The organism is Kosakonia sp. SMBL-WEM22 (genome assembly GCF_014490785.1).
In the GTDB taxonomy this organism is placed as follows: Bacteria; Pseudomonadota; Gammaproteobacteria; order Enterobacterales; family Enterobacteriaceae; genus Kosakonia.
The window spans coordinates 917,561-930,871 of record NZ_CP051488.1 but is presented as its reverse complement, the minus strand read 5'-3'; the positions used below and the strand labels follow the sequence as shown (position 1 = coordinate 930,871).

Annotated in this window: 14 protein-coding genes and 1 pseudogene; 7 read left to right on the top strand and 8 right to left on the bottom strand. The window is 53.9% G+C overall.

The genetic code is table 11. The features are described from left to right. Positions 1 to 56: 56 nt before the first annotated feature. Positions 57 to 437 carry an aspartate 1-decarboxylase gene (panD, locus tag HF650_RS04430; protein WP_187801345.1) on the top strand — a complete coding sequence of 127 codons (381 nt, stop codon included), beginning with the start codon at positions 57 to 59 and terminating at the stop codon, positions 435 to 437. A gap of 4 nt (positions 438 to 441) precedes the next feature. On the opposite strand, the gene HF650_RS04425 is transcribed toward panD, so the two are convergent. Further along, positions 442 to 1,686 (bottom strand): polysaccharide deacetylase family protein, encoded by a 1,245-nt coding sequence (locus tag HF650_RS04425; protein ID WP_187801344.1) that lies wholly within the window; start codon positions 1,684 to 1,686, stop codon positions 442 to 444. Positions 1,687 to 1,903: 217 nt separating this feature from the next. Here HF650_RS04425 and HF650_RS04420 point away from each other — a divergent pair, with 217 nt between their 5' ends. Further along, positions 1,904 to 2,233, top strand: coding sequence for a hypothetical protein (locus tag HF650_RS04420; RefSeq protein WP_187801343.1), 330 nt, complete (start codon positions 1,904 to 1,906; stop codon positions 2,231 to 2,233). Positions 2,234 to 2,322: 89 nt separating this feature from the next. Here HF650_RS04420 and HF650_RS04415 read toward each other — a convergent pair whose 3' ends face one another. After that, the gene (locus HF650_RS04415; RefSeq protein WP_034813337.1) at positions 2,323 to 3,093 is read right to left on the bottom strand and encodes an ABC transporter permease; all 771 of its coding nucleotides are present in this window, start codon (positions 3,091 to 3,093) and stop codon (positions 2,323 to 2,325) included. After that, entirely contained in the window at positions 3,090 to 4,016 is a 927-nt protein-coding gene (locus tag HF650_RS04410; RefSeq protein ID WP_023480271.1) for an ABC transporter ATP-binding protein, read from the bottom strand. The genes HF650_RS04415 and HF650_RS04410 overlap by 4 nt, the downstream gene beginning before the upstream one ends. 107 nt (positions 4,017 to 4,123) lie before the next feature. Between HF650_RS04410 and can the strand changes: the two genes are divergently transcribed. After that, positions 4,124 to 4,786, top strand: a complete 663-nt coding sequence (gene can / locus HF650_RS04405) for a carbonate dehydratase (RefSeq protein WP_187801342.1) — start codon at positions 4,124 to 4,126, stop codon at positions 4,784 to 4,786. 27 nt (positions 4,787 to 4,813) lie between these two features. On the opposite strand, the gene hpt is transcribed toward can, so the two are convergent. Beyond that, positions 4,814 to 5,350, bottom strand: a complete 537-nt coding sequence (gene hpt, locus HF650_RS04400) for a hypoxanthine phosphoribosyltransferase (protein ID WP_187801341.1) — start codon at positions 5,348 to 5,350, stop codon at positions 4,814 to 4,816. Positions 5,351 to 5,555: 205 nt separating this feature from the next. Between hpt and HF650_RS04395 the strand changes: the two genes are divergently transcribed. Next, complete coding sequence (locus HF650_RS04395; protein WP_187801340.1) at positions 5,556 to 7,946, top strand: glucose/quinate/shikimate family membrane-bound PQQ-dependent dehydrogenase; 2,391 nt, start codon at positions 5,556 to 5,558, stop codon at positions 7,944 to 7,946. 219 nt (positions 7,947 to 8,165) lie between these two features. Here HF650_RS04395 and cueO read toward each other — a convergent pair whose 3' ends face one another. Beyond that, positions 8,166 to 9,722: a multicopper oxidase CueO gene (gene cueO / locus HF650_RS04390; protein WP_187801339.1), complete on the bottom strand. Its 1,557-nt coding sequence runs from the start codon at positions 9,720 to 9,722 to the stop codon at positions 8,166 to 8,168. A 144-nt stretch (positions 9,723 to 9,866) separates the two neighbouring features. Between cueO and HF650_RS04385 the strand changes: the two genes are divergently transcribed. The 3 genes from HF650_RS04385 (at position 9,867) to speD (ending at position 11,976) form a co-directional block, all read left to right on the top strand. Next, complete coding sequence (locus tag HF650_RS04385; protein WP_187801338.1) at positions 9,867 to 10,214, top strand: YacC family pilotin-like protein; 348 nt, start codon at positions 9,867 to 9,869, stop codon at positions 10,212 to 10,214. An 86-nt stretch (positions 10,215 to 10,300) separates the two neighbouring features. Continuing rightward, complete coding sequence (gene speE, locus HF650_RS04380; protein ID WP_187801337.1) at positions 10,301 to 11,161, top strand: polyamine aminopropyltransferase; 861 nt, start codon at positions 10,301 to 10,303, stop codon at positions 11,159 to 11,161. 20 nt (positions 11,162 to 11,181) lie between these two features. After that, a complete protein-coding gene (speD, locus tag HF650_RS04375) occupies positions 11,182 to 11,976 on the top strand; it encodes an adenosylmethionine decarboxylase (RefSeq protein ID WP_023480253.1) in 795 nt (264 codons plus the stop codon). 30 nt (positions 11,977 to 12,006) lie between these two features. On the opposite strand, the gene yacL is transcribed toward speD, so the two are convergent. From yacL to HF650_RS25455, 3 genes and pseudogenes are all read right to left on the bottom strand, one after another. Beyond that, entirely contained in the window at positions 12,007 to 12,369 is a 363-nt protein-coding gene (gene yacL / locus HF650_RS04370; protein WP_023480494.1) for a protein YacL, read from the bottom strand. A 191-nt stretch (positions 12,370 to 12,560) separates the two neighbouring features. Beyond that, positions 12,561 to 13,022, bottom strand: coding sequence for a DUF943 family protein (locus HF650_RS04365; protein WP_187801336.1), 462 nt, complete (start codon positions 13,020 to 13,022; stop codon positions 12,561 to 12,563). Then, positions 13,012 to 13,104: pseudogene (locus HF650_RS25455) on the bottom strand (DUF3289 family protein); the annotation flags it as partial. The pseudogene HF650_RS25455 and the gene HF650_RS04365, both read right to left, overlap by 11 nt. Positions 13,105 to 13,311: the final 207 nt, after the last annotated feature.

Sequence of the window (13,311 nt, the reverse complement as noted above, 5' to 3'; positions counted from 1 at the left end):
GCAGGGAGCCGTCTCCCCCCGTTTCGGCTTTACTCTCAGTAACGAAGGTTCAACTTATGATTCGCACTATGCTGCAAGGCAAGCTCCACCGCGTGAAAGTGACGCAGGCCGACCTGCATTACGAAGGCTCCTGCGCCATCGACCAGGATTTTCTGGAAGCGGCCGGTATCCTTGAATATGAAGCCATTGATATCTACAACGTCACCAACGGTAAGCGCTTCTCTACCTATGCGATTGCCGGTGAGCGCGGCTCGCGCATTATCTCCGTTAACGGCGCGGCGGCGCACTGTGCGGATGTCGGCGATATCCTGATTATCGCCAGCTACGTCACCATGCCCGATGAATCGGCGCGCAGCTGGCAGCCGAAAGTGGCCTACTTTGACGGCGACAACGAGATGAAACGCACCGCGAAAGCCGTGCCGGTTCAGGTTGCCTGATGCCCTACCCCTGCGGCTGATTGCTGATCAGCCGCGACATCGTTTCCAGCGAATCCGTTCGTAAGACATAGAGCCGTTTTAACAGGAACGGATTATCCCCCGGCTTCACCTTCCCGCGCACCGTGGTTACCGCCATATGGAAACCGGCATCATTAGCCGCTTTCACCGCTTTATCGTCATAACCGCCAAAGGGATAGGAGAGATAGAGCACATGGGGGTTGAACTGCGCCAGCGCGCGGCGCGAGCGTTTAAAATCAAACAGAATGTTGTGATAGCTGCGGCTAAAGAGGATCGGATGGCGCGCGTCGTCGACCCGGTGCAGGAAGTGGGTGTGCGACTGCACATCAAACACGTCACGGATGCCGTTAAGCTCCGACACGCTCATAAACTGCAGCGATTTTGGGTCCCACTTCTGCGGCTTCAGCTTGATGCGCGACGAGATAATAAACGCTGTCGCTTTAAACCCATACTGGCGCAGGATCGGGTAGGCGTAGCGGCTGACGGATTTCAGCCCGTCATCAAAGGTGATGACCACCGCGCGCGCGGGCAGATTCATGCGGTTACGCACATACCCTTCTAACTGATACATCGACAGCGTGGCGTAACCCTGGTCGCGCAGCCAGGTCATCTGATTGGTAAAGGCGCGTACCGAGGTGGTGGTGGAAGTATGACGAAAGCGGGTGTTCTCTTCATCATGCAAAATGTGATGGTAGGTCAGCACCGGCAGGCCGTTATCCTCCTGCGCATCAAGGCTGCTGACCCACGCCAGCCGGTTGCCGATGCGGATCTGAAACCAGGTCTGATTCAGGCGGTCTTTGAGCTTATCAATAATCGGGTAGCGCAGGTTTTGCGCCAGTGTGCCGAACTGCGGGCTGGTTTTATCCGGCGCGTTGTAGAGCGGCGTATCCTGCCAGGTGATGAGATTCTGGTTGCTGAGCGGCTTATTAAGATCGCCGAGGCTATCCTGCACACGCTTGTTGCCCGTTACCGGGCCGAGATGGCCTTTATCAATAAATCCCGAGCCAAAGCCGAAGCGGAAGCCGTAGTAATCCTCCTCGCCCGGCACCACGCCGATGATCTGCCCGGCGCGAATATTGCCGACGGTAATGACGTTATCGCCTACCTGCGCCCAGATGTCGGCATCTTCATTAGTTTGCAGATAGCGTGCAGGTACAGCTTGTTCGCTGATGATCGCGGCAGAGGCGCTGCCGGCCACCAACAGAAAGAGAAAGGCAATCAAACGAGACATGAGACGAACCGCGTTAGGAAAGTGGCGTGATTGTAACAAAACCTGAGGATTTTAATGGCTTTGTTTAGGTTAAAAAGTGGGCTAACTCGGCGGATTGCTTCCCTGAACAGGTGACGTCTGGCGTGGAATGCTCATCATCTGTTCAAATTTTTCTTTTCATTTCCCGGGTGTATTTTAATTGTGCAATTGCACCTTAATAATGGACTAAGGAAACATCATGAACATGGATAAAGCAACTATTCTCGCTCTGCTTTTAGGTTTCTCTTCCGTTTCAGGCGCGGCTTTTGCGGCTCAATGCCCGGCAAAAGGGAGCATAACGTCAACGGGCGTGGAAACGGACAGCGATGGGATTTCAAGCATGGTGTATTGCTCGCCATCCGCCACTAACTGTAAATGGAAAGGATTCGACCCGATGGCCATCATAGGCAGCAAAGTGAAAGAGCTCTTAAATGCGATGAATCAGCCCACACGAAACAATGGACTCACTTATTGCGATTACCGATTAGAAACGGGCGATCAAATAAGAATGTCTTTAAAACACGATTAATTGCTGGTCATGCATAACAATAAGATCGCCAGAGCGATCTTATTGTTTTTTAAGGCAATGCTAAAAATTGCCGGATACCGTTAGCGCCGTTAGCTACGCAGCCCGCGCCCACGCTGAATCAAATACCAGCAGGTCAGATAGAAGCCGAGGATAAAGACCACCAGCACACCGACCGTGGTGACCAGCGGGACATCGCTAATCCCGAGGAAGCCGAAGCGGAAGCCGCTGATCATATAGACGATCGGGTTCAGGTGCGACAGCGCCTGCCAGAACGGCGGCAGCAGCGTCAGGGAGTAGAAGACGCCGCCCAGATAGGTCAGCGGGGTCAACACAAAGGTCGGGATCAGGCTGATATCGTCAAAGGTTTTGGCAAACACCGCATTCAGCAGGCCGGCCAGCGAGAAGAGCACCGCGGTGAGCAGCAGCGTCAGCCCGACAAACAGCCATGAGTGGACCTGGAAAGGCACGAAGAAGAGCGATACCGCCGTGACCAGCACGCCAACGCAGAGCCCACGCGCCACGCCGCCGCCGACATAGCCGACAATGATCACATGCGTCGGTACCGGTGCCACCAGCAGCTCCTCAATGTTGCGCTGGAACTTGGCGCTAAAAAAGGAGGAGGCGACGTTGGCATAGCCGTTGGTGATCACCGCCATCATGATCAGCCCCGGGACGATAAACTGCATATAGGTGAAGCCGTGCATTTCACCGATACGCGAGCCGATCAGGTTGCCGAAAATAATAAAGTAGAGGGTCATGGTGATCACCGGCGGCACCAGTGTCTGCACCCAGATACGCATAAAACGCTGGATCTCTTTGTACCAGATACTCTTCAGCGCCACCCAATAAAGCTGCATCATGCGCCCTCTCCTTTCCTGTCATGCACCAACGTAACGAACAGCTCTTCGAGGCGGTTGGCTTTGTTACGCATACTTAATACCTGGATCCCCTGCGCGCTTAGCTGGCTAAAGACGCTGTTGATCCCCTGCTCGCGCAACACTTCGACTTCAAGCGTTGATGTATCCACCAGGCGATATTGATACCCTTCCAGCTTCGGCAGCGCGCTTTTCGCCGCCAAATCGAGGATAAAGGTCTCCGATTTGAGCTTGGAGAGCAGCGACTTCATCGAGGTGTTCTCCACCAGTTCGCCATGTTGGATGATGCCGATATTGCGGCACAGCATCTCAGCCTCTTCCAGATAGTGAGTGGTGAGAATAATGGTGGTGCCTTTGTCGTTGAGATCCTTCAAAAAGCCCCACATTGAGCGGCGCAGTTCAATGTCGACGCCCGCCGTTGGCTCATCGAGGATCAGCAGTTTTGGCTCATGCATTAGCGCGCGGGCGATCATCAGACGGCGCTTCATCCCACCGGATAACATGCGCGCACGCTCATTGCGTTTTCCCCACAAATCGAGTTGATTAAGGTACTTTTCGCTGCGCACTAAAGCATCTTTGCGATCAACACCGTAGTAGCCCGCCTGGTTAACGACAATCTGCTGTACGGTCTCAAATGGGTTGAAGTTGAACTCCTGTGGCACCAGCCCTAGCTGGCGTTTGGCGTTCACCACATCTTTTTCCAGGTCATAGCCAAAGACGCTGACCCGGCCAGAGGTTTTATTCACCAGCGAGCTGATAATGCCGATGGTGGTCGATTTGCCTGCGCCGTTCGGCCCAAGCAGGGCGTAGAAGTCTCCCGCCTCGACTTGCAGATCGATTCCGCGCAGCGCCTGGACGCCGCCGGGATAGGTTTTTTTAAGCTGCTCAAGCTCCAGTGCAATGGTCATGAATTATCACTTACCTATTTTCTTACACTCGATGTGTGGTTTTAAAAGAGAAAGAGTTGACCTATATTAGGCCTCGCACTCATTTTGCTTACAGGTCGCAAAGCGCTATGAAAGACATAGATACACTCATCAGCAACAACGCACTATGGTCAAAAATGCTGGTCGAGGAAGATCCAGGATTTTTTGAAACGCTGGCGCAGGCACAAAAGCCGCGCTTTCTGTGGATTGGCTGTTCAGACTCACGCGTTCCGGCTGAGCGCCTGACCGGCCTTGAACCCGGCGAGCTGTTTGTTCACCGTAACGTGGCCAACCTGGTCATCCATACCGACTTAAACTGCCTCTCCGTTGTGCAATACGCCGTTGATGTGCTGGAAGTTGAACACATCATCATCTGCGGCCACTACGGCTGCGGCGGCGTTCAGGCAGCGGTTGAAAACCCGGAACTGGGTCTTATCAACAACTGGCTGCTGCACATTCGCGACATCTGGTTTAAACATAGCTCGCTGCTCGGCGAAATGCCGCCAGAACGTCGTCTCGATACGCTGTGTGAACTGAACGTGATGGAGCAGGTTTATAACCTTGGCCACTCAACGATTATGCAATCCGCCTGGAAACGCGGCCAGAACGTGACAATTCACGGCTGGGCTTACGGCATCCATGACGGCCTGCTGCGCGATCTGGAGGTGACTGCCACCAACCGCGAAACGCTGGAACAGCGTTACCGCACAGGTGTGCAGAACATCAGCCAGAAGCACATTAATCACAAATAACAATCGGGGCCGTCGGCCCCGATTTTTTTATTCGTCCAGCATTACCACTTTGCCGACATAGGGCAGATGGCGATAGCGCTGAGCGTAGTCAATTCCGTAGCCCACCACAAACTCATCCGGAATCGAGAACCCCACATACTCGACGGTCACGTCCACTTCGCGTCGGGAGGGTTTATCCAGCAAGGTGCAGATCGCCAGCGACTTCGGTTCGCGCAGGCGCAGGATCTCGCGCACTTTCGACAGCGTGTTGCCAGAATCGATAATGTCTTCAACAATCAGTACATCTTTGCCGCGAATATCTTCATCCAGATCTTTGAGGATTTTTACATCGCGGGTCGATGACATGCCGCTGCCGTAGCTTGAGGCGGTCATAAAATCGACTTCATGGGAAACCTGCACTTCACGGCAGAGATCGGCCATAAACATAAATGAGCCGCGCAGCAGCCCCACCAGCACCATCTCGCTGCCGCTATCTTTGTAACGTTCAGTGATTTGACGACCCAGTTCGGCGACGCGTGCTTTGATCTCCGCTTCCGGGATCATCACTTCAACTTTATGTTTCATATTAACTAACCATATGATTTAGAAGCAAATAATTCAACACCAATCGCTAAAACCGGTGATTGAAACGCAAGCCGTGAAGTATACCAGCAAAACCAATTGAGGTGGTCATGCATCGAGAAAGCTCGATTTGTGATGACGATCACACTTGTTAACACCTATAATTAGTTGCTATCAAAAATTTAACAAACTGATGAGTATTCCTTTTATGGCAGAAACAAAATCGCAACGGTCGCGGCTATTGATTATGCTGACGACGATCTTTGCAGCCTTCTGCGGGCTGTATCTTTTAATCGGTGGTGTCTGGCTGGTCTCCATCGGCGGCTCCTGGTACTACCCCATCGCTGGTTTGGTGATGCTTGGCGTAACCTGGCTGCTATGGAAAGAGAAGCGTTCCGCGCTCTGGCTTTACGCGGCCCTGCTGCTGGCCACCATGCTGTGGGGCGTTTGGGAAGTCGGCTTCGACTTCTGGGCGCTGACACCGCGTAGCGATATCCTCGTCTTCTTCGGTATCTGGCTGATTCTGCCTTTCGTCTGGCGTCGCCTGATCGTTCCTGCCCGCGGCGCGGTTGCTGCACTGTTAGCGGTACTGCTGATCAGCGGCGGCATCCTGACCTGGGCCGGCTTTAATGACCCGCAGGAGATCAACGGCACCCTGAGCGCCGATGCTACGCCTGCTGCTCCGATCTCCAACGTTGCCGATAGCGACTGGCCGGCTTATGGCCGTAACCAGGAAGGCCAGCGTTACTCCCCGCTGAAGCAGATTAACGCGGATAACGTGAAAAACCTGAAGGAAGCCTGGGTATTCCGCACCGGTGACCTGAAGCTGCCGAACGATCCGGGTGAAATCACCAACGAAGTGACGCCGATTAAAGTGGGCGACACGCTGTTCCTCTGCACCGCGCACCAGCGTCTGTTCGCACTTGATGCGGCAAGCGGTAAAGAGAAGTGGCACTTCGATCCGCAGCTAAATGCGGACCCGTCCTTCCAGCACGTAACGTGCCGCGGTGTCTCTTACCACGAAGCGACGGCGGAAAATGCCAGCCCGGACGTGGTGGCTAACTGCCCGCGCCGCATTATTCTGCCGGTCAACGACGGTCGCCTGTTCGCGGTAAATGCTGACAACGGCAAGCTGTGTGACTCCTTTGCGAACAAAGGTATCCTCAACCTGCAGACCAACATGCCGGTCACCACGCCGGGGATGTATGAGCCGACTTCACCGCCGATTGTCACCGATAAAGTGATTATCATTGCCGGTGCGGTAACGGATAACTTCTCCACCCGTGAGCCGTCTGGTGTGATTCGTGGTTTCGATATCAATACCGGTAAGCTGCTGTGGGCCTTTGATCCGGGCGCGAAAGATCCGAATGCGATCCCGGCGGATGAACACCACTTCACCCTTAACTCGCCGAACTCCTGGGCACCTGCGGCCTATGACGCCAAGCTGGATATGGTCTACCTGCCGATGGGCGTGACCACGCCAGATATCTGGGGCGGTAACCGTACGCCGGAGCAGGAGCGTTACGCCAGTTCCATTGTTGCGCTGAACGCCACCACCGGTAAGCTGGTGTGGAGCTATCAGACCGTACACCACGATCTGTGGGATATGGATATGCCTTCCCAGCCAACGCTGGCGGATATCGATGTAAAAGGTAAGAAAGTGCCGGTGATTTATGCGCCGGCGAAAACCGGTAACATTTTCGTACTGGATCGTCGTAATGGCGAGCTGGTTGTGCCGGCACCGGAAAAACCGGTTCCGCAGGGCGCAGCGAAAGGCGATTACGTCACCAAAACCCAACCCTTCTCCGATCTGAGCTTCCGTCCGAAGAGAGATCTGAGCGGCGCGGATATGTGGGGCGCCACCATGTTCGACCAACTGGTGTGCCGCGTGATGTTCCACCAGATGCGTTATGAAGGCATTTTCACCCCGCCTTCTGAGCAGGGTACGCTGGTCTTCCCGGGTAACCTCGGCATGTTTGAGTGGGGCGGTATCTCCGTCGATCCAAACCGCCAGGTGGCGATTGCCAACCCGATGGCGCTGCCGTTTGTCTCGAAGCTGATCCCGCGTGGTCCAAACAACCCAATGGAGCCGCCGAAAGATGCGAAAGGTACCGGTTCAGAATCCGGTATTCAGCCGCAGTATGGCGTGCCGTTTGGCGTGACGCTGAACCCGTTCCTCTCGCCGTTTGGCCTGCCGTGCAAACAGCCAGCATGGGGTTATATCTCTGCGCTGGATCTGAAAACCAACCAGGTAGCATGGAAAAAACGTATCGGTACGCCGCAGGATAGCCTGCCGTTCCCGATGCCGATTAAAGTGCCGTTTACCCTTGGTATGCCGATGCTTGGCGGCCCGATCTCTACTGCCGGTAATGTGCTGTTTATCGCCGGTACAGCGGATAACTACCTGCGCGCGTACAACATGACCAACGGTGACAAACTGTGGGAAGGTCGTCTGCCAGCAGGTGGTCAGGCAACGCCGATGACCTATGAAGTGAATGGCAAGCAGTACGTTGTCATCTCCGCAGGCGGTCACGGTTCGTTCGGTACTAAGATGGGCGATTACATCGTGGCGTTTGCTCTGCCGGATGACGCGAAGTAATTAAGCACTCTGCTCTATTGCCGGATGGCGGCTAACGCCTTATCCGGCCTACAAAACAAAGCCCGGTATGCATAACGCAGCCGGGCTTTTTATTGTCAAATCGGAACGTATCGCCGGATGGCGGCTGACGCCTTATCCGGCCTACAAAACCCGGAAAACGACCACTGAACCGTAGGCCTGATAAGCGCAGCGCCATCAGGCATTTTTGCCACGCGCAGTTTACGCAACGGTAAAGCCGAGCATCATGCCGGTATCTTCATGCTCCAGAAGATGGCAGTGCGCCATATAGGCAGACTCTTTCGCTGCCGCATGATCAAAGCGCACCAGCACCTCACTGCGCGCGCCATACACATTGACCGTATCTTTCCAGCCTGCGCGATGCGCCGCGGGCGGCTTGCCGTTTTCGGAGAGGATGCGGAACTGCGTACCGTGAATATGGAACGGATGCAGCATCATGTCCCCCTCCCCGGAGATGACCCAGCGCTCAAACTGCCCTTTTTGCACCGCAAATTGCGGCGTCACCATATCAAACGCTTTACCGTTAATCCGGTTGGCATTGTGGAAATCAAAGCCCTGGCCACCGTGATCCCTATGGCCATGATCCATCTGCATGCTGTGCATATCGCCGTGATGCATTCCCATGCCTGCCATCGCGCCATCGCCATACTTCTGCTGCAGCGCCTGCATACCCATCATATCGAGCATCGGATCCATCGACAGTTGCAAGGTGCGCTGAGTTAAGCCCTCAAGCGCAGGTAGTGCGGGCAGCGTGGCGAGCGAATCTGGCAGATCGCCCGAGGCGGTCACCTGCAGCGGCTGAATACGCAGCACTGGCACCGGCTGGTCGAACGGCGCGACGGTCATCCCCATCTGCTTAACCGGCAGCGTCACCAGATCAAAAGCCTTACCATCGCTGATATCCACCAGCACCTCGAATCGCTCGCCCATCAACATCGGCAGCTCCGTCACCTTAACCGGCTCACTCAGCAGCCCGCCGTCGCTGGCGATGACATAGAGTGGGCGCTGGTCGCTGGTAGCGAAATTGAGCGAGCGCGCGTTGCAGCCATTGAGCAAGCGCAGACGCAGCCAGCCGCGCGGGGCCGCATGCTGCGGGTAGACGGCGCCGTTGGCGAGCAGCGTATCACCAAACCAGCCCACCGCCGCGCTCATCACATCGAGCTGGTAATCAATCTGCCCCTGCGCGTTAAATTTTTTGTCCTGCACAATCACCGGCACATCATCAATGCCCCACTGCTGGGGCAGGCGCAGTTTGCGGCTGTTCTCATCCTCTATCAGCACCAGCCCGGCGAGCCCCATCGCCACTTGACGCCCGGTTTTGCCATGCTGATGCGGGTGGAACCAGCAGGTGGCGGCCTGCTGCGTCGGCGTGAAGGTGACCGACCGGTTGTCGCCCGCCTTAATCACGCCCTGTGGCCCGCCGTCGACCTCGCCCGGCACTTCGAGACCGTGCCAGTGCACGGTGGTCTCCTCTGCAAGCTGATTGCGGATATCCACCGTCACCGCTTTTCCCTGGCGCAGCTGAATGGCTGGCCCCAGCAACGCACCGTTATAACCCCAGGTTGTCGCGCTTTTCTGCGCAAACTGGCTCTCCCCCGCCTGCACCGTTAAGACAATACGGCTCTCAGCATCCGGGGCAAGCAGCGGCGGAATGGGTAACGTGGGGCGGGTGGCGGCGAAGAGGGATCGGCTCCAGAGCGGTAGCGCGCTGGCAGCCCCGAGGAGCGCGGAATATTTAAGGAAATCTCGACGTTGCATGGGTATATCCTTATCAAGAATCGGCGATGCTTTAAGCGTAAACCTTTCCCCTGCCGGAAGGTCAAGAAAGCAGACGATAATAAATATCGTCGCGTTAACTGGACTGTGCTAACGTTTAATTTCCGTTACGCCGTGGTAGAGAGAATGAAAACGTTTTTCAGAAGTATCATCCTTGGCAGCCTGCTCGCTGTCTCCGCCAATAGTTATGCCCTGAGTGAATCTGAAGCTGAAGACATGGCCGATCTGACGGCGGTGTTCGTTTTTCTGAAAAATGACTGCGGTTATAACAACTTACCTAACGGGCAGATCCGCCATGCGCTGGTCTTTTTTGCCCAGCAAAATCAGTGGGATCTCAGCAACTACGATAGCTGGAACATGAAAGCGCTGGGCGAAGAGAGCTACCGCGATCTGAGCGGCATCGGCATTCCAACCGCTAAAAAGTGTAAGGCTCTTGCCCGTGACTCGTTGAGTCTGCTTGCCTACGTGAAGTAGCGCTTATCTTTTGACCGTGCATCGTTCGCCAGAGTTGGCTATCATGTTGCGCCCGTTTTTCACGGATGTTAACAAAGGAGCGACGAATGGCCGACAACACCATTTGGCAAGAAACGCTGCACGACAACTTTGGTCAGTACTTTGCCGTTGATAAGGTGCTGTACCACGAGAAGACCGATCATCAGGATCTGATTATCTTCGAAAACGCCGCCTTTGGCCGCGTAATGGCGCTGGATGGCGTGGTACAAACCACCGAACGCGATGAGTTTATCTATCACGAGATGATGACTCACGTTCCTCTGCTGGCGCACGGTCACGCAAAGCATGTGCTGATCATCGGCGGCGGCGACGGCGCGATGCTGCGCGAAGTCTCCCGCCACAAAAATATTGAAACCATCACCATGGTAGAGATCGACGCAGGCGTCGTCTCCTTCTGCCGCCAGTACCTGCCGAAACACAACGCCGGTGCTTACGACGACCCGCGTTTTGAGCTGGTGATTGATGATGGCGTCAACTTCGTCAACAACACGCAAAGAACCTTCGATGTGATCATCTCTGACTGTACCGATCCTGTCGGTCCGGGCGAGAGCCTCTTCACCTCGGCGTTTTATGAAGGGTGCAAGCGCTGCCTCAATCCCGGCGGGATTTTTGTCGCGCAGAACGGCGTCTGCTTCTTACAGCAGGAGGAGGCCGTCGGCAGCCATCGCAAACTGGGCCACTATTTTGCCGATGTCAGCTTCTACCAGGCGGCAATCCCGACCTATTACGGCGGCATTATGACCTTTGCCTGGGCGACGGATAACGAAGCGTTGCGCTCGCTCTCCACGGAGATTATCGCCGCGCGTTTCCACACCGCCGGGCTGTTCTGCCGTTACTACAATCCGGCAATCCATACGGCAGCATTCGCTCTGCCACAATATCTACACGATGCACTGTCTGCACAGTGACGCTAAGGGGGTGAGATAAATTGAAAAAGCTTAAACTACATGGCTTTAACAACCTGACCAAAAGCCTGAGTTTTTGTATCTACGATATCTGCTACGCCAAAACCGCCGAAGAGCGCGACGGCTATATTGCCTATATTGATGAACTCTATAACGCCAACCGCCTGACGGAGATCCTGACGGAGACCTGTAACATCATTGGCGCCAACATTTTGAATATCGCCCGCCAGGACTACGAGCCGCAGGGTGCGAGCGTGACGATTCTGGTAAGCGAAGAGCCAGTCGACCCGCACCTGATCGATAAAACCGAGCATCCGGGGCCGCTGCCGGAAGCGGTTGTCGCGCATCTGGATAAGAGCCATATTTGTGTGCACACCTACCCGGAAAGCCATCCTGAAGGCGGGTTGTGCACCTTCCGCGCCGACATCGAAGTTTCGACCTGCGGGGTGATTTCGCCGCTGAAAGCGCTGAACTACCTGATCCATCAGCTTGAATCGGATATCGTGACCGTCGACTACCGTGTGCGCGGCTTTACGCGCGACGTGAATGGCATGAAGCACTTCATCGACCACGAGATTAATTCGATCCAGAACTTTATGTCTGACGATATGAAATCGCTGTATGACATGATGGATGTGAATGTTTACCAGGAAAACATCTTCCATACCAAAATGCTGCTTAAGGAGTTCGACCTTAAGCACTACATGTTCCATACCAAACCGGAAGATTTGACGCCGCAGGAGCGGAAAGAGATCACGGAAGCGCTGTGGAAAGAGATGCGCGAGATCTACTACGGCCGCAATATCCCGGCCGTGTAAATGCGCTGCGGGAGCAGGGACGCTCCCCGATTAGCGCTGCTTGAGAAATTGCCGATAGGCGGCCACCACCTGAAGAAAATCCTCCACGCCGCAGAGGGATAAACTCTCCTCGTCGTAGTAGTTCATCCCCTCTTCCATCTCATCGCCGGTAAACTCCAGCAGATTGGCGCGGATCATCACCTCTTCGCCATCCAGCCACAGCGTATATTCATGGCCGACGCGCTGCCACGACCGCTCGCTGCCCTTCACTGTTTGCGCCGCCTGCTCCACTTCATCGAGCAGGGCGAGGTTCTCTTTCACCTCTTCGTTAAACCAGTGGCCGATCACTTCGTGCCCCATCGACATGCGCACTTTGACGCCGCCGGTGACATCGCGCAGAAATTCGTAATCCATCATTGCTCCTCATGGGGGCCAGAGAGCCGCCAGTGCTTTAATTATCGCAGCACAATACAGGAAAAAAAGCGCGGGAACGGGAAGTCGTGAAAAATTCTTACAGATAAACCTGAACGTGCTGGCTGGAACCATAAATCCGAAACCGTTTTCTGGCGATGCTCATCTTATTGAATATCTACCCTGCTCAGATCTTACTCATCACTTAACCGCACGACCTCTCCGTTTTCATTCATTCGATATCGTCCATCATTGATGGTAAATAACGTATCTCCGTTACGATCGCGCTCAACGCTAAAAATCTTATTCTTGTCGACACACCGTTTTTCCGTCTTCATATCATCGAAGCACAACCGATCATATTTATCCTGTTTCTTATAACCATCGCCAAAATCCCAGAACATAACATTGAAATACCCCCAGCTTGACGGGTTTGGAATACCGTATATTTTTTGCAGAATATTTTTATTTTGTAACCACCAATTTATTTTACCTTTATCAGTGATGGGAAATTGCTCCACCAACACAGAACTATAATGGCCATCTTCATGAACAGCGATGATTTTTACCGGACGCTGTGTAAGCCAGATGAATAAACCGGACAAAATTAAAATTGACAGAATCACGCTATAAGCGAGCCTGTTATTAAATTTCATTTCGCCCTCCGGTAATTTCAATAGTGGCTTCCATATTAGTCATAAATGGTTTATATCCAAACTTTTCATAACGCTCAGATAAGTCACCATAGCGCATATCAGGTGCACCATAATCATCCATCGTTTTTTGAGTTTTAAAGATCAGAGCGGGAAAACTTGCGCGACCATCGAACACCTCCATTTATTATCATCCTTTGGCGAAACTTGCCCAGGAAGAATAAAACGATAAAAATTGGAGGTTAAGTTGATGCAGGGTTACATATATATATTTCGGAATTTAACTTCTTTT

Bases quoted from the DNA above. Each gene is read 5' to 3' on its own strand.
- cueO (WP_187801339.1), bottom strand. From the start codon at position 9,722: ATGCAACGTCGAGATTTCCTTAAATATTCCGCGCTCCTCGGGGCTGCC.
- HF650_RS04365 (WP_187801336.1), bottom strand. From the start codon at position 13,022: ATGAAATTTAATAACAGGCTCGCTTATAGCGTGATTCTGTCAATTTTA.
- HF650_RS04420 (WP_187801343.1), top strand. From the start codon at position 1,904: ATGAACATGGATAAAGCAACTATTCTCGCTCTGCTTTTAGGTTTCTCT.
- HF650_RS04410 (WP_023480271.1), bottom strand. From the start codon at position 4,016: ATGACCATTGCACTGGAGCTTGAGCAGCTTAAAAAAACCTATCCCGGC.
- panD (WP_187801345.1), top strand. From the start codon at position 57: ATGATTCGCACTATGCTGCAAGGCAAGCTCCACCGCGTGAAAGTGACG.
- speE (WP_187801337.1), top strand. From the start codon at position 10,301: ATGGCCGACAACACCATTTGGCAAGAAACGCTGCACGACAACTTTGGT.
- HF650_RS04385 (WP_187801338.1), top strand. From the start codon at position 9,867: ATGAAAACGTTTTTCAGAAGTATCATCCTTGGCAGCCTGCTCGCTGTC.
- HF650_RS04425 (WP_187801344.1), bottom strand. From the start codon at position 1,686: ATGTCTCGTTTGATTGCCTTTCTCTTTCTGTTGGTGGCCGGCAGCGCC.
- HF650_RS04395 (WP_187801340.1), top strand. From the start codon at position 5,556: ATGGCAGAAACAAAATCGCAACGGTCGCGGCTATTGATTATGCTGACG.
- hpt (WP_187801341.1), bottom strand. From the start codon at position 5,350: ATGAAACATAAAGTTGAAGTGATGATCCCGGAAGCGGAGATCAAAGCA.
- can (WP_187801342.1), top strand. From the start codon at position 4,124: ATGAAAGACATAGATACACTCATCAGCAACAACGCACTATGGTCAAAA.
- HF650_RS04415 (WP_034813337.1), bottom strand. From the start codon at position 3,093: ATGATGCAGCTTTATTGGGTGGCGCTGAAGAGTATCTGGTACAAAGAG.
- yacL (WP_023480494.1), bottom strand. From the start codon at position 12,369: ATGGATTACGAATTTCTGCGCGATGTCACCGGCGGCGTCAAAGTGCGC.